The organism is Cryobacterium sp. M15, assembly GCF_002929675.1.
Classification (GTDB): domain Bacteria; phylum Actinomycetota; class Actinomycetes; order Actinomycetales; family Microbacteriaceae; genus Cryobacterium; species Cryobacterium lyxosi.
Genome location: NZ_PJJW01000041.1, coordinates 48,774 through 63,193, shown reverse-complemented (window position 1 = coordinate 63,193; position 14,420 = coordinate 48,774). Strand labels below are relative to the sequence as shown.

Annotated in this window: 14 protein-coding genes; 6 read left to right on the top strand and 8 right to left on the bottom strand. The window is 63.1% G+C overall.

Annotated features, from left to right (window positions below; all coding sequences use genetic code 11):
- Positions 1 to 456 precede the first annotated feature (456 nt).
- Positions 457 to 1,332: a hypothetical protein gene (locus tag CXY83_RS17890; protein ID WP_199184979.1), complete on the top strand. Its 876-nt coding sequence runs from the start codon at positions 457 to 459 to the stop codon at positions 1,330 to 1,332.
- A gap of 352 nt (positions 1,333 to 1,684) precedes the next feature.
- Positions 1,685 to 6,535, top strand: a complete 4,851-nt coding sequence (locus CXY83_RS15260) for an NAD-glutamate dehydrogenase (protein WP_104198491.1) — start codon at positions 1,685 to 1,687, stop codon at positions 6,533 to 6,535.
- A gap of 78 nt (positions 6,536 to 6,613) precedes the next feature.
- On the opposite strand, the gene CXY83_RS17685 is transcribed toward CXY83_RS15260, so the two are convergent.
- The 4 genes from CXY83_RS17685 to CXY83_RS15245 all read right to left on the bottom strand — a co-directional run bounded on the left by CXY83_RS17685 (position 6,614) and on the right by CXY83_RS15245 (position 8,014).
- Positions 6,614 to 6,769 (bottom strand): hypothetical protein, encoded by a 156-nt coding sequence (locus CXY83_RS17685; protein ID WP_158251895.1) that lies wholly within the window; start codon positions 6,767 to 6,769, stop codon positions 6,614 to 6,616.
- Between the two features lie 242 nt (positions 6,770 to 7,011).
- Positions 7,012 to 7,335, bottom strand: a complete 324-nt coding sequence (locus tag CXY83_RS15255; RefSeq protein WP_104198170.1) for a hypothetical protein — start codon at positions 7,333 to 7,335, stop codon at positions 7,012 to 7,014.
- Positions 7,336 to 7,392: 57 nt separating this feature from the next.
- Positions 7,393 to 7,665, bottom strand: coding sequence for a glutaredoxin domain-containing protein (locus CXY83_RS15250; protein ID WP_104198169.1), 273 nt, complete (start codon positions 7,663 to 7,665; stop codon positions 7,393 to 7,395).
- Positions 7,666 to 7,717: 52 nt separating this feature from the next.
- Positions 7,718 to 8,014 carry a hypothetical protein gene (locus CXY83_RS15245; protein ID WP_104198168.1) on the bottom strand — a complete coding sequence of 99 codons (297 nt, stop codon included), beginning with the start codon at positions 8,012 to 8,014 and terminating at the stop codon, positions 7,718 to 7,720.
- 62 nt (positions 8,015 to 8,076) lie between these two features.
- Here CXY83_RS15245 and CXY83_RS15240 point away from each other — a divergent pair, with 62 nt between their 5' ends.
- Positions 8,077 to 8,367, top strand: a complete 291-nt coding sequence (locus tag CXY83_RS15240) for a hypothetical protein (RefSeq protein WP_146069952.1) — start codon at positions 8,077 to 8,079, stop codon at positions 8,365 to 8,367.
- A gap of 77 nt (positions 8,368 to 8,444) precedes the next feature.
- Here the strand turns inward: CXY83_RS15240 and CXY83_RS15235 are convergent, their stop codons facing one another.
- Positions 8,445 to 9,221, bottom strand: coding sequence for an ice-binding family protein (locus tag CXY83_RS15235; protein ID WP_104198166.1), 777 nt, complete (start codon positions 9,219 to 9,221; stop codon positions 8,445 to 8,447).
- 265 nt (positions 9,222 to 9,486) lie between these two features.
- Positions 9,487 to 10,086, bottom strand: a complete 600-nt coding sequence (locus CXY83_RS15230) for a histidine phosphatase family protein (protein ID WP_104198165.1) — start codon at positions 10,084 to 10,086, stop codon at positions 9,487 to 9,489.
- A 221-nt stretch (positions 10,087 to 10,307) separates the two neighbouring features.
- On the opposite strand from CXY83_RS15230, the gene CXY83_RS15225 reads away from it, so the two are divergent.
- The gene (locus tag CXY83_RS15225) at positions 10,308 to 11,069 is read left to right on the top strand and encodes an endonuclease/exonuclease/phosphatase family protein (RefSeq protein ID WP_134572555.1); all 762 of its coding nucleotides are present in this window, start codon (positions 10,308 to 10,310) and stop codon (positions 11,067 to 11,069) included.
- A 25-nt stretch (positions 11,070 to 11,094) separates the two neighbouring features.
- Here the strand turns inward: CXY83_RS15225 and CXY83_RS15220 are convergent, their stop codons facing one another.
- Positions 11,095 to 11,838: a sulfite exporter TauE/SafE family protein gene (locus tag CXY83_RS15220; RefSeq protein WP_104198164.1), complete on the bottom strand. Its 744-nt coding sequence runs from the start codon at positions 11,836 to 11,838 to the stop codon at positions 11,095 to 11,097.
- A 129-nt stretch (positions 11,839 to 11,967) separates the two neighbouring features.
- On the opposite strand from CXY83_RS15220, the gene CXY83_RS15215 reads away from it, so the two are divergent.
- Both CXY83_RS15215 and CXY83_RS15210 read left to right on the top strand, forming a co-directional pair.
- Positions 11,968 to 12,648 carry an HAD-IA family hydrolase gene (locus tag CXY83_RS15215; protein ID WP_104198163.1) on the top strand — a complete coding sequence of 227 codons (681 nt, stop codon included), beginning with the start codon at positions 11,968 to 11,970 and terminating at the stop codon, positions 12,646 to 12,648.
- Between the two features lie 104 nt (positions 12,649 to 12,752).
- Entirely contained in the window at positions 12,753 to 13,736 is a 984-nt protein-coding gene (locus CXY83_RS15210) for a DarT ssDNA thymidine ADP-ribosyltransferase family protein (protein WP_104198162.1), read from the top strand.
- Positions 13,737 to 13,800: 64 nt separating this feature from the next.
- On the opposite strand, the gene CXY83_RS15205 is transcribed toward CXY83_RS15210, so the two are convergent.
- Complete coding sequence (locus CXY83_RS15205; RefSeq protein ID WP_104198161.1) at positions 13,801 to 14,358, bottom strand: MOSC domain-containing protein; 558 nt, start codon at positions 14,356 to 14,358, stop codon at positions 13,801 to 13,803.
- Positions 14,359 to 14,420 lie beyond the last annotated feature (62 nt).

The following is a 14,420-nucleotide window of genomic DNA, read 5'->3' as shown; positions in this document are numbered from 1 at the left end:
GTTGACGTAACCCCGACATGCCGAGGCGCTCGGGCGCGACGGCCGAGTCTGCTCGAAGGAAAACGTGCGCCTGAAACAGGAACGCATCCAATGGAATCTCGCGCTGGAGCGCTTGCTCGCTAAATTTCGTGCAAAATAAGTTTCGATTTTTTTGAGCCTGAAGATCGCGCTCCACTCGGTCGTTATGCCCACCGATACGACGATGATCAGGCTAAAAGCTCCGTCGTACCTCTGAATGAACTCGCCAGCAGTCGCAAATTATGCCATGACAGAACGCGTGTGACCGAAAATCAGGAGTTTCGGAGAATATCGTGAGGTTTTGTTCAAAAAGGGCGGGCATGCTGGCGGCCTTGTCCGTGCCACCCCGAAGTGCACGGACCAAAAACCTAGCGAATGGGCGTACCTAGCGCCCATCATTCGCGCCAAATGAAGGATATGCGCCCAAAAAACACGGAAATGCCTCATGCCCACGTCGCCCTCAAAAACACTCGCATTCACCGTGAGCGCCGCAAACCACGAACCCGCCGACACGAGATCGTAGCGGCGACCGGAACCGCACTCGTTATTGCCGGTCTGGTCGCCAGCAGCGGATTCGTCGCCCAGTCGGCCGATGCCAGGCAAGACAGCATCGCCGCCACGACCGTACTCACCGAAAGTACGGGCCTGCAGAGCGATCAACTCGAGTTCTACGTGCAGCGCGGTGAGACGATCACTCGAGATAACGCATCCGCTGCCCTGAGCGCGGCCCACGTCGTCATCGCTGCCAGCCAAAGCAAAGTGGATGCCACCACTCTCACCTCGGTAGCCAGCTCGCTTGCCAACTACGCGATCCTGCCGATCGAGCGGGTGGAATCGCTCACGGCCGAGGCGAAGGCGGAGACCGCGTCGGTCGCTGCCGCCACGGCTACAGTCGACCGCGTCGCCGCCGAGGCCGCTGCGGCCGCCGCCGCCGCGGCTGCTGAAGCAGCAGCGCAAGCCGCGGCCGAAGCCGCTCGCGTGCAATCCTTAGCCGGCGGTAACTCCGTCGACGGTGCGCGCGCCACAGCGCGTTCGATGGCCGCCTCGCAGTACGGCTGGGGTGAGGACCAGTTCAGCTGCCTCGATCGGTTGTGGCAGAAGGAATCGCGCTGGAACTACGCGGCCATGAATTCCAGCAGTGGTGCGACCGGAATTCCTCAGGCACTTCCCGGTAGCAAGATGGCGTCGGCCGGCAACGACTGGGCTACCAACGCCACCACGCAGATCAGCTGGGGTCTCGGCTACATCAAGGCCTCGTCCTACGGAACGCCGTGCGCGGCCTGGTCGCACTCGCAGTCTGTTGGCTGGTACTGAAGCGCTAGTGGTCGGCGGTGTACGCCCCGGTCACGACCGAATCGACGAGCAGCAGGCTCTTTCCCAGTGGTCGCCGCAGGTTCTGCGGCGACCAGCCAGGGTGCAGGGCCCGGCGCTACGATGAAGTCATAAGGACTCCACGATTGAGTTCGGCGAGGCACACCGACGTGCCCGTCGCAGGAGCCCGCACTCATAGTTCGTCTGTGTACACAGTGCGCTGGTTGTTGCTCGTAGGCTGCCCGGTCAGTGCCGTACCGGATTCCCACCCGGGAATGCCGGCAGTGGCCGGTAGCTCGTGAGCGAGAACAAGCCGCACCTGCACGGCGATGAATTTGATGGAGGCGTTTTTTCAATGTCGTCTGGTTTCACCCGCTCGGGTCCGTCGCCGTCGGATCTATCCCCCTCCGGCCCAACGCTCGAAACGTTCATAGTTGATTACTATGAGCATCTAACAGACGAAGATGCGGCGGCCTACACCCCTGAGGTTCTGGAAGCTCGGGCGCGTGCCCATTGGCGGGTCGCGCAGCGCCGGGTACCCAAGACCGCGGCCGTCGAGATCCACAATGAATCCGGTCGAAGTGTCGTCTATATCGTCACCGACGACATGCCTTTTCTCGTTGACTCGGTCACGGCCGAGTTGGTGCGCCAGCACGCCGCTATTCACCTGGTCGTGCACCCCCTGCTCATCGTCGCTCGCAGCAAGTCCACGAACGACCTCGTCGATATCAACCGTATTCCGGCCAGCGTCGGCGTCTCCAGCGCCGGTGTCTCCAGTGGTGATACCTCGGCCATGCCCAATATCGCCCACCTCATCGCGACCGGTGATGATGCCTCGCACCTCGAGTCCTGGATCGCCATCGAGATCGACAGCGCGAGCGACGATGAGCACACCAGCCTCATCGGCGGGCTGGCTGCTGTGCTCAACGACGTGCGGGCCGCGGTCGAAGACTGGCCGCTCATGCGCACCAAGGCTAGGCAGATCGCACAAGCGCTCGACACAATCGTTGGTGGCGCGCACATCAAGGACCTTCACCAGACCCAGCAGCTTTTGCAGTGGCTCGACGAGGGCAATTTCACTTTTCTCGGTTACCGCGAATACAACCTCGAAACGCAGGGCGGTGAGGACGTGCTCACTCTCGTCGAGGGGAGCGGCCTCGGCCTGCTGCGTTACGCCGACGACCGTCACCAGGTTCAGCACCTGACCGATGCTGGCCGTCAGAAGGCGCGCGAGCGCACCGCCCTGGTGATCACCAAGGCCAACTCCCGGTCCACCGTGCACCGTCCCGCCTACTTCGACTACATCGGAATCAAGAGTTTCGATTCCGCCGGCGAGGTCGACGGTGAGCAGCGGTTTATCGGCCTGTTCGCCGCTAGTGCGTACACCAGCTCGGTCACCGCAGTTCCGGTGCTGCGCGAGAAGGTCGAGGCTGTCATGACCGAGGTCGGTTTTCCGCCCGAGTCGCACAGCGGAAAAGACTTGCTCGGCATCATGGAGACGTATCCTCGTGACGAGCTCTTCCAGATCGAGGTGCCCGCCCTCGTCACAGCGTCGCTCGCGATTCAGCGTCTGCAGGAGCGTCGTCGTACCCGTCTGTTTCTGCGACCCGACATTTACGGCCGGTTCATGTCGGCGCTGGTCTACCTTCCGCGTGACCGCTACAACACCGGCGTGCGACTGCGCATCGAGAAAGAACTACAAGAGACATTCAACTCGGAGTCGCTCGATTTTGAAGCGCGAATGACCGAATCTGCGCTGGCGCGATTGTTCTATCGCATCCGCCTGCCCAAAGATGTCCTGGCGGACTCCGTCGATATCGCGGCGCTGGAACAACGCCTGGCCAGAGCCGTTCGATCCTGGCCCGAGGGGATCAGCGACGAACTGTGCAAGACACACTCGGTCGAAGATGCGGAGCGGTTGGCCGACGTGTGGGCCGACGCTTTTCCCGCCAGTTACCGGGTCGACTACGAAATTACTGATGCGCTGCAAGACATTGGGCGATTCGAGGCCTGCGCCGCGAAAATCAGCCGCCCCGGACTGTACGTGTACCTGCCCAGAACGGCTGGTGACCCGGGCGAAGACGCCCGCATCAAGCTCTACATGACCGAACCGAAAAGCCTCAGCCAGATTCTGCCCTTTCTGCAGAACCTCGGCATCGAGGTGCTCGATGAGGTGCCGTTTGAAATTCAGACCACCGATGGGCGTCGCTTCTACCTCTACGACCTCGGCCTGCGCTACCCGGCCGGAGTCGACCCGGTCGCGACCGGCGCACTGCTGGCAGACTCCTTCGGCGCGGCCATCAGTGGCGCCATCGAATCCGACAGCCTCGACCGCTTGGTCTTACAAGACGGATTACCTTGGCACCGCGTGGTTATTCTTCGCAGCTACGCCAAGTACCTGCGCCAGATCGGCAACACCAACTCCTACGGTTTCGTCGCGAACGCCCTGCTGGCCAACCCGGCCGTCACACTCGGCCTCGTTGCCCTGTTCGAGGCCCGATTCGATCCAGACCTGGCCGATGACGAGCGGATGCTTCGCGTCGCCGACGTACGCGAACAGCTGCGGGTCGCAATGGAGCAGGTTGCCACCCTTGACGCCGACCGGGTGCTGCGCACGCTCATCACCCTGATCGAAGCGTCGCTGCGCACGAATTTCTTTCAGCACAAGCCCTATCTCAGCATCAAACTCGACCCGTCTCAGATCGCGCAGATGCCCTCACCCAGGCCCATGTACGAAATCTGGGTGTACTCGCCGCGAGTGGAGGGTGTGCACCTGCGTTTTGGCAAGGTAGCCCGCGGCGGGCTGCGCTGGTCCGACCGCCGTGAAGACTTTCGCACCGAGGTGCTCGGCCTGGTCAAGGCCCAAACGGTCAAGAACGCCGTCATCGTGCCCACCGGCGCCAAGGGCGGATTCTTCGCCAAGAAGCTACCCGACCCCGGTCGTGACCGTGCGGCCTGGATGGCTGAGGGTATCGATAGCTACAAGACCTTTATTCGTGGACTGCTCGACCTGACCGACAACCTGGTGGCCGACGTCGATGGCGAACACGTCGTTGCACCGCACCGGGTGGTGCGGCATGACGACGACGATAGCTATCTTGTCGTCGCCGCTGACAAGGGCACGGCATCCTTCTCCGACATCGCCAATGGGCTGGCCGCCGAATACGGTTTCTGGCTCGGCGACGCTTTCGCCTCGGGTGGTTCGGTCGGCTACGACCACAAGGAGATGGGTATCACCGCCAAGGGAGCCTGGGAGTCGGTCAAGCGCCACTTCAGCGAACTCGGTGTTGACACGCAAACCGAAGACTTCACCGTCGTCGGTGTCGGCGATATGTCCGGTGACGTGTTCGGCAACGGCATGCTGCTCTCCAAGCACACCAAACTCGTCGCGGCTTTCGACCACCGGCACATTTTTCTCGACCCCAACCCCGATCCGGCGCTCTCTTTCACGGAACGCACCCGGTTGTTCGAGCTGCCGCGCTCATCCTGGGCCGACTACGGGACCGATCTGATTAGCGCTGGTGGCGGCGTCTTCCCTCGCCAGGCCAAGGTCGTTCCCATCTCGGCCGAGGTGCGGGTCGTGCTCGGGCTACCAGAAGGGACGGCCCAGCTGAGCCCACCGGAATTGCTGCGGGCGATTCTGCTGGCGCCGGCTGACCTGCTCTACAACGGCGGCATCGGAACCTACATCAAAGCGAGCAGTGAATCGGCCGCGCAGGTTGGCGATAAAGCCAACGACGGCATTCGGGTCGACGGCCGGGACCTGCGGGTCAAAGTCGTCGGGGAGGGCGGCAACCTCGGGTTCACTCAACTCGGCCGCATCGAAGCTGCGCTTGCCGGAGTAATCCTCAATACCGACGCGATCGACAACTCGGCCGGGGTGGACTGCTCCGACCACGAAGTCAACATCAAGATCTTCGTGGACCGAATGGTCGCGGCCGGCAAACTCGACCCGGCCGAGCGGGCCGGGTTCCTCGCCGAGATGACCGACGAGGTCGGGCGGCTGGTGCTGGTGGACAACGTCGACCAGAATATTCTGCTGCTCAACGACCGCATGCTCGTGAACAACTGGAGCCCGAGCTACGAGCGCCTCATGAACTGGCTTGAAGAATCGGGAGATCTGCAGCGCGAGCTGGAGGCTTTGCCGACGACAGCCACGCTACGGGAGCGTCTGGACCGCGGGCAGGGACTGACCAGCCCCGAGTTGAGCGTGCTCGCCGCCTACGCCAAAATCGAGCTGGCTACCGCGCTGCGGGGCAGCGACCTGGCCGATGACCCGTGGTTCGGTAATACCCTGCGCGGATACTTCCCGGGGCACCTTTCCGAACGTTTCGATGCCGAGCTAGACACGCATCCGCTTCGCCGGGAGATTATTGCGACGGTCGTCGCGAACGACATGATCAACCTCGGCGGCATCACCTTTGCTTTCCGTGCGATGGAGGAGACCTCGGCTAACTCGGCGACGATCGCGCGAGCTTTCGTGGCTCTGCGCGAGGTTTTCGACCTCGACTCGATGGTCGACGAACTCAACGCGCTGCCGTCGTCGTTCCCGACCAAAAAATGGACGTCGATCCATTTGGACATTCGCCGCCTGCTCGACCGTGCCGTGCGTTGGCAGGTCAATCAGGGCGCCAACATGCCTGTCGGCGCGGTCATCGCCGCGTACAAGCCGCAGATCGCGCTCGTGCGCGCGCACCTCGGCGACTACCTACAGGGCGCCGATCGCGGGCGCCTCGAAACGCAGGAAGAGAAGGCCAGGGAGTGGGGTCTGCCTGACGACCTCGGTCGCCGCTGGTCGGAATTGTTCGAAGCGTACGCGCTGCTCGACGTGGCCATGATCGCGGCCAGGGCGAATGTGCAGGTCACCCGGGTCGCCGAAGTCTATTACACGATCTACAACCGTTTCGGCGTCGACAGTCTGCTCGAGCGCATCACCAAGCTGCCGCGCAAGGACCGCTGGCAGGCCCTCGCCCGCGCAGCTCTCCGCGACGACCTCTACTCGACCGTCGCAGACATGACGCGGTCCGTGCTCGATGAAACACATGCCGGAACTGCCGACGAGCGCCTCCTCGCTTGGGAAGAACTCAACGCCGAACAGCTCGGCCGGGCTCGTAGCGTCTTCGACGAGGTGAATTCGCTCGCGCAAGACGACATGGCGTCTCTCTCGGTCGCCGTGCGCCTGCTGCGTTCCATCGTGCGCCGCTGAGCATCGGGTGACGGCGGGTGCGACTCACCCGTGGCCGACGCTGCTGGTTGGCGCCCCCGGCGGTTGTGACAACGGCGCTCAGGCATCCCAGCCGCGCGCCGGGAGATTGTTGAGCCAGTCGTCGAGCGGCGTCGACGTAATCGTGCCGCTGCCGAGTGGGGGGCCGTGCGCTGGCGGCACGCGAGACGATGATTGCTGATCGAAATCGACGGCCGGAGTGATGGTGACACTCATTGGAGGAAGAGCTATCCCAACGGAGGTCCATGCCTCGCCGGACAACCTGCTGATCGGATGTAGGAACGTGTGAAACATCAAAACCCCTGACTCGAAGCGGTCAAAACCGCTACCAGGGTCTGGGGTAACACTTAGACGCTACGCGTAAAGATGTCAAAACATCAAGAGTTCTGTATTAACAGAAGGAGAACACGCCGCTAAAAAAGCCAGTGAGTCCCTGCCCGAGAGCGCGCCGGGTACGGCTAGGGCAGGGAGGCGATCACAATCGCGGCGGCCATCCATAACGGCATCGCTAAGACCATCAGTGCGAGGCCGACCCATTGCAGCCGCGCATACGGCTGATTGACGCCGCCGCGATTGCGGGTGCGCACAATATCGACCACCGAGATGACCATGCCGACGAACATGAGTGGAGAAACCGAAAGCAGCACGAGAACGTTGAGCGGGTCATCGCGCACAGACGAGCACACTGCGACGCCGGGCACGCAGTAAATGACGAACAGTGCCGCGCTGATCCAGAGCGAAATGGGAATGTGCCGCGTCGACGTCGTGATAGTTGCGTTCATGATGCGACCCCCGTTAGTGCCTGCGATTTTTGACAATAGCACGGGGGTGAGGCTGGGTCAGCCCATGTAGCCGAGTTGGGTGAGCCTCGTGCGTACCTCGGCGTCGCTGGGCTCGACCAGGTGCGTGTCGTCGGGAAACACGATGACGGGAATGTTGGTGCGCCCGCTAATGGCGCGGGCGCGATCGGCGCCGTCCTCGACGAGGAGCAGATCGACGTAGTCGTAGTCCACCTCGAGGCGGTCGAGCAGCGACTTGGAACGACGGCAATCGCTGCACCACTGTGCTCCATACATTGTGATGCGCGAAGCGGTGGCAGTCGATTCAGTCATATCTGCGAGTGTAAGCCGCGCACCTGAGTGTCACGGATGGGGCGCGTTCGCTTTAGTCGTGCAGGTGGTCGACCTGCCAGCCGGTGGATTGCTCGAGCAGATCCAGAATGTTTTGAGCGGATGCCCGCGCTTCGGCCTGGCCGCGCACGTTCACCACGTCGATGGTCAAGGGCAGGCTTTCGCCGAACTTGGGAATCTCCACATCAATCCGGCCGCCGTCGGGCAGCGCGATGAAAGCGTTCGCTCCAGCCGGGTTCTCTACGTTCGTACCGAGGGCGGTAGCGATGGCCGCGAGGGCATCGGGCTTGGTGCGCTGAACCTGGGCGATGATCGTGGCAGTGAACGTCATGGGGCTCCGAATGTGAGGGGTTGAGGACTCGTACAGTAAAGCAGTACCCGTACCCTGAATCCATGCCTTCTTATCGCGTCACCATGAGTATCGAATCCCTGCACACAGGAACCGTGCCTGCCTCGGTCGTGCCCCGGGCGGCTGCGGCGGCCGCCGAATTCACCACGGTGGAAGCCTCCGATCTTACGATCGTCGCCGGTGCAGCGCGGGTCATCGTGCGTTTCACGGCGGATGACTCGGCATCGGCCCTGCAGATCGGCGCCCACGTCGTGGCAGATCTGCGGGTCGTCGCCGAGTTGCGGGCGTCGCTGATCACCGAGCGAGTCAAGGGAACCTGGGTGCCGGTGCACTGACCTCGACGTTCACGCGGTAACGCACACGGGCGCGGGCGACACGACGTCAGCCGCGCCCGTGTGCATATTTTGCGAAGCTACTCGACGGGCGCGGTGACCGTGTTGCTCTGCAGTGTGACGGCCGTCTGGGCCAGGAGGCGTCCGTTGATGGTCGCTCCGGTCTTCATGGCGATCATCGTCTGGCTGAGGATGGTGCCTTCGAAGTGCGCGGTCGTGCCGATGGCGACGGATCCGCCAACCTGCCAGAACACGTTCTTCGCCTGCACGCCGCCGGCGAGAATCACGTTCTGAGCTGAAGCCTGTTCCAGGTCCTTGGAGATCTGAAAGATGAAGACGTCATCCGCGGTGCCGGTGAGGGTGACGTCGGTGGAGATGTTCACGTCGGTGCCCCACTTGTAGAGGCCCTGGGTGAGGGTCAGGCCACCGATTTCGCCGGCGCCCAGGTTGATGAAGTCCGGAGTGGTGCGCCCGGCGGCATCGGTGTACGCGATCTCGAGGTCGCTGACGGCCTCGGTGAGGTACGTGGCATCGGTCACGATGCAGGAGGGGCCCTCGGCGTCGACGCTGTAAATCGTGCCATTGGTCACCTCCGGGCAGGTGACGTGAATAGCGGCTCCCGTGATGGGGCTCGCTCCGACGTTTCCGCTGATCGCTGATGTGTAGACATCCGTGATGCCGGACTTCGAGAGGATAGCAAAGGTGCCGGCCTCTCCAAGGTCGACCACGGCGCGCGGTGCGGGCTCGGATGCGACGGCTCCGCCGACTCCGATGCTGCCCACTCCGATGATGCCGACGACCAGGAGGGCGCCGAGAAGTCGCTTGCGCGACGATGAAAGCTGTGTAAACGAACTCATGTTTTTTTCCCTCTCCAAAGACCCGCACGATGCGGGTCAGGGCAGGGCCACGTGCTGATATGGCCGCCGGTGCTGCACACCGGGCTTCTCCCGTTGACCGGGCTCGAAAGTAGGTGACGCCCCCAAGCCCCAACTGTCGTGCCCTCCGGGCGCAATACGCACATACGTTCGTGCGCCCCCACGACAATGATTCCAACGAATAGAATCTGTCTAACCCCAGACTAGGGGTAGTACGGCCGTTTGCCGTGCTTCGTTCGCCGGACGACTAAACGATCGGGTCCATCGAGCTCAGGTGGGAGGAGTCGTTCCACATCTGCAACACGCGGTTCTCGCGCTCCCAACCGAGCGTCGACACGGTTGCGGTGCCGAGGCTCAGGCTCTTGCCAGCGACGGCGGGCAAACCCATCCAGCGCGCGGTCATGATGCGCAGAAAGTGTCCATGGGCGAAAATGGCCACCCGACCCTCGGCTGCGAGGCAGGTGTCGATGGCGAGATCAGCCCGTGCGCCCACTTCCTCTACGGATTCACCATCCACAATAGGATCGCCCCACACGGACCAGCCGGGAATTTCCGAGCGGATGTCCGCGGTTCGGCGTCCCTCGTACACCCCGTAATCCCATTCCAGCACGTCGTCGGTGGCCACGCCCTGCGCGCCGTAACCGGCCCGTTCCATGGTTTCCCAGGCACGCACCAGCGGGCTCGAGTAGACCCGATCGAAGTGTCGACCGTCCAACATCTCGCCGAGAGCATCCGCTTGACGGCGCCCGAAGTCGGTCAGTGGAATGTCGGTGCGCCCAGTGTGTTGACCGGAAATGCTCCACTCGGTCTGCCCGTGGCGAATAAGAACGATGTCGTTCTGGGTCATGCGGCTCCCTCGCGTGTGCCGCAGGAACGCGGCCGATCAAGTCTACGTTTCGTGCGCCGGGCAGCCCCGACCGGGGACGCCTCGGCGTCGACCCTTGGGTTCGAAAAAGTCGGCAGGCTGGATGCCACCTGCGCATGTGTCAACTGACCCCGGATGTTCAATTTCGACCCCGGCGAGAGTCGTAGGCTGGAGGCCTAGCCATCGAGTCTGAGACGGGTGCCATGAGGGTCATTAGTTACAACCTCCGCAAGAACCGTGCCAGCGGCGAACTCGTCGACCTGGCCGAACGGTACAGTCCCAACATTCTCTGCCTGCAGGAATGCAACACCGTCGATCTGCCGGCCGAGGTCGGAAACCTGCACCTGGCCGATTCGACTCATCGCAATCGCCTCGGCCTGGCCATCTACTATCGCAGGGACCGCTTCACAGCGATCAGGACGCAGACCTTCGCGCTCAAGAAGTCGCTGCACGACCGTGTCGCCGCGCCCGCACACGAACGCCTGATCGCCACCCGCCTGGTCGATAATGTCGCGCAGCGGGAGTTCGTTGTGGCATCGTTTCACGCAGCGCCGCTGACCGCGCTCAATTCTCTGCGCCGCAACCAGATTCGCAGCGCCCACGAAGAGTTGAGCGTTCTGGGCCCCGGCCTGCCGACCCTCATGGTCGGCGACTATAACTATCCAATCTTCCAGGGCAAGCTCGGTAATAAGGTGAACCAGTCCGGCTATGACCTCACGCTCAGCGATACGCGCACGTATACCCGTTATAAGTTCTTTCGCGGACACTTCGACCTGGCGACCTCGATGGGCTTGATAATTTCCAATGTCGAGACCCTCCCGCAGGGCACCTCAGATCACATGCCCATTCTGGTAACGGCTACCTATTCCGACGAGCCTAGGATGCAGACGGATGCCGCGCATCACCTTGCCAACCCGGCCGCCTCCGAGTCGGTATCCATCGACGGCGCCGACTTCACTATCTGAGGAAGTGGCCAAATTGCCGCCCGCCTTAGACGAGCAGCTCGATTATCCCGCGCACGATGGTCGCGAACGACCCGAGATAGGCAACGATTACGAGCAGGCGGCGGGCCACGTGCGGCTCGACCACAGAGGCCAGCCGGTCACCGATGATGAGCCCCACGATGCAGGCGCATCCGATGAGCACCCAGACCAGCACGGGTAACTGGGGCAGGTCGGCCGATCCCAGGGCGAATTTTGAGGCCAGGGACGCCAGGCCGATCGTGAGAAAGTACGGCTGCATGGTCGCGGCGAATGACCGCTGCGGCCATCCCGTGGCAATCGCGTAAATGCTCACCGCCGGACCGCCGACACCGGCCGTCGTGTTCATGAACCCGCTGGTCATGCCGGCCATCACGCGAAAACCGAGGCGGTCGCGCACAACGACCCGGCCGAGATTCACCGATATGGTCAGACCGGCTGCCACGAGTACGCCGATCGAAATTTCGAGCCAGGCTACCGAAACGAACTGCAAAACGTAGGAGCCGGGCACGATACCGACGACGGCGCAGAGCGCCAGAACTATGTAGCGCCGCCAGTCCACCTGCCGAAATACTCGCGTCAGGATGATGCTTGCCGTGAGGACCCCGCAGACGTTGACCACGATGACGCCGTCAACCGGCCCGAGCAATAAAACCAGAAAAGGCGCCGCTACCAGGGCGAAGCCCATGCCGGTGATGCGCTGCATGCTCGACCCGACCAGCACGGCTGCAATCACCAGAACGGTCGTCCACACGTCAAGGTCTCCCAGCTCGGTTGTTGCTGTCCACGATACCGGCCCGGGCGGCACCGAATGGCGTGGGCAATGCTCGGTGGCCTACCGTTGACACATCGGCAGGTAGCCGGCGCGACGAAAGGACAACGGATGCCCGACCTCAGTTTTGCCACCGAAAACGTTTTGCAGGGGCGCACCTTCGACGCCGTATTGTTCGACATGGACGGTACCCTCATTGATTCCACGCCGGCGGTCAACCGCTCGTGGGCCGTTTGGGGAAGGGAATGGGGCGTGGCCAAGGACGAAACCGTCCACGGTCGCCCGGCGCGCGACATCATCGCAGAACTTGTGCCAGCCGCCCGCGTCGACGAGGCGATCGACCGCATTCTGGCCCTCGAAACCGCTGACACCCAGGACATCACCGTGTTGCCCGGCGCCGCAGCGCTCCTGGACAGCCTGCCGGAGAGTCGACGGGCGATCGTCACGTCCTGCGCGCGGCCACTGGCGGTCGCACGGCTGGCGGCATCCGCTTTGGTGGCACCGAGCGTGATCGTGACCATCGATGACACCCCGCGCGGCAAACCGTTCCCTGAACCGTTTCTGGAGGGAGCCGCCCGGCTCGGCGTCGACCCGCGCCGGTGTCTGGTAATCGAGGATGCGCCTGCCGGGTTGCAGGCCGGCCGCGCCGCTGGCTGTACCACGATCGGAGTCGCCGGAACCTATCCGGCGGCCGAACTCGTGGCCGACCTCGTCGTGCCCGGGCTCGATCATCTGCGCATTGAATGCACTGACGACGGTCTCATTGTTCGGTTCAAGTTGCCGAAAAACTAAAGAACGGTCAGCGCTGCCACCCAAATGAACGTAACGTTGATAAGCGGTATGTGCGTTCGGCTTTTCCGAGTGGTGCGAGCCGCGTAACGAAAGGTTTTTCCCTCTTGGACGACGAATGCATCCACGGACTCGAGGGCCAATTGTGCGCTCTGTGCTTTCCCAAAGTTGTTACTGAGCCCCTCACCCCGGTGAAAAAGACCCGCGCCCCGAAGCTGTCTTCGCTGCGCGACCCGCTACCGACGGCGGCTATGCCCGCCGCACGCACAGCCCGCCCGGTTCGCGTGGCCGGCGCGCCTCGCCCGGTGCGAGCTGAGAAGGTCTCGACCGACAACGTCGACGAGCAGCGCGTGTACCACCTCACGCACATCAGCAACCTCGGTGCGATCCTGCAGGACGGACGCCTGCTCGCCAACGACGCCCTCACCGCGCGGCCGACCGTCGACATCTCCGCACCGGGCACTCGCGACCTGCGCCGGGCTGCCCGCGTCTCCGGCGATGGTCGCAGTGTTGCTGAGTACGTGCCCTTCTTTCTGTCGCCGAATGCGACCGTCTGGGAGAGCGTGCGAGCTGAAGCCGCTGACCCGCGCCTGGCGCGCGATACCCACGGCTCCGAGGCCTTCGACTTCGTCATGCTCGTGAGTACGGTCAAGAAGATCAACGAGGGGATGGCGGCGCGTGCCGCAGCTGAAATTGTCTCGGCCAATGCCCCGGTAGACGAGGCCCAGGATCTGACCGCCCAAGATCTGACCGCGCCAGATGCTGACGCCGCCGAAGAGGCGGTTCCGTTCGTTGCGAGCGTGATCGCCGTCACCAACGGTGATGCCGCCGGCGCGCTGACCCGGTTCGGCGCCACGCCGGCCACCGCCGAACGCATGCTGCAGACCCTTCGCGCCGAAGCAGACGGTGCGATGATTCTCGAAGCCGAGTTGCTCGTTCCCGACGCCGTGCCGATGGACCTGATCACGCTCATCGGCGTCTGCAACGACAATGTGCGCGAAACTGTGCGCGGCATCCTGAAGGCCAGCTCGTATAAGCCCAAGGTTGCGGTCTACCCGCCGTGGTTCCACACCTCCGCTGATCCCCAGTAGGGCTTGGTTGTCGGGCCGGATCCGGAGAGTAAGCCCCTGATCTGGCCTGATCGTGAATCCAGATCTAGACGACCCCGAGCGGGAGATGCTCACCGACGGGCAGCTCCACCCGGATCCGGTCGCTCGGTTGCACGATGCCGCCGGTCACCACGACGCCCATGATTCCGCCGCGGCGTTGAACCGCGCCGGCAGCATCCGTTTTGATGAGCTGCTTCATCAGGCCTTTCTGGTAGCCGTTGATGAGCGAGCAGGGGCTGCGCATGCCGGTGATCGAGACCACGGCCTCGCTGCCGAGGTGCAGTCGGGTTCCCAGCGGCAGGGTCATCAGATCGATTCCGATGGTCGTCACGTTTTCGCCCAGCTCGCCCGGTGCGACCGTATACCCGGTGGGTACGAGGTCGTCGAACAACTCTGCGGCCATGAAGTGCACCTGGCAGAGGTTGGGCGCCGTGGGATCGCGTTTTTTGGCATAACGGTGCTGCACCGTGGGGCCCGCGTGAGAATCGCCCTCGACACCGATTCCAGCCAGCAAACGGATGCTTGCGACCACCGGCTTGCTGAAGCGGTGCGCGTCATCGCGGCTGACAGAAACGACCGCGCCGGGACGTCCCTCGAGTGCCATGCCCTTGATTCTGCCATAGCGCACGCACGTTCGAGGGAACGCATACAACACCGACTGCGCAG

Bases quoted from the DNA above. Each gene is read 5' to 3' on its own strand.
- CXY83_RS15250 (WP_104198169.1), bottom strand. From the start codon at position 7,665: ATGACTGAATCGACTGCCACCGCTTCGCGCATCACAATGTATGGAGCA.
- CXY83_RS15225 (WP_134572555.1), top strand. From the start codon at position 10,308: ATGAGGGTCATTAGTTACAACCTCCGCAAGAACCGTGCCAGCGGCGAA.
- CXY83_RS17890 (WP_199184979.1), top strand. From the start codon at position 457: ATGCCTCATGCCCACGTCGCCCTCAAAAACACTCGCATTCACCGTGAG.
- CXY83_RS15235 (WP_104198166.1), bottom strand. From the start codon at position 9,221: ATGAGTTCGTTTACACAGCTTTCATCGTCGCGCAAGCGACTTCTCGGC.
- CXY83_RS15230 (WP_104198165.1), bottom strand. From the start codon at position 10,086: ATGACCCAGAACGACATCGTTCTTATTCGCCACGGGCAGACCGAGTGG.
- CXY83_RS15205 (WP_104198161.1), bottom strand. From the start codon at position 14,358: ATGGCACTCGAGGGACGTCCCGGCGCGGTCGTTTCTGTCAGCCGCGAT.
- CXY83_RS15245 (WP_104198168.1), bottom strand. From the start codon at position 8,014: ATGACGTTCACTGCCACGATCATCGCCCAGGTTCAGCGCACCAAGCCC.
- CXY83_RS17685 (WP_158251895.1), bottom strand. From the start codon at position 6,769: ATGAGTGTCACCATCACTCCGGCCGTCGATTTCGATCAGCAATCATCG.
- CXY83_RS15215 (WP_104198163.1), top strand. From the start codon at position 11,968: ATGCCCGACCTCAGTTTTGCCACCGAAAACGTTTTGCAGGGGCGCACC.
- CXY83_RS15240 (WP_146069952.1), top strand. From the start codon at position 8,077: ATGCCTTCTTATCGCGTCACCATGAGTATCGAATCCCTGCACACAGGA.
- CXY83_RS15260 (WP_104198491.1), top strand. From the start codon at position 1,685: ATGTCGTCTGGTTTCACCCGCTCGGGTCCGTCGCCGTCGGATCTATCC.
- CXY83_RS15255 (WP_104198170.1), bottom strand. From the start codon at position 7,335: ATGAACGCAACTATCACGACGTCGACGCGGCACATTCCCATTTCGCTC.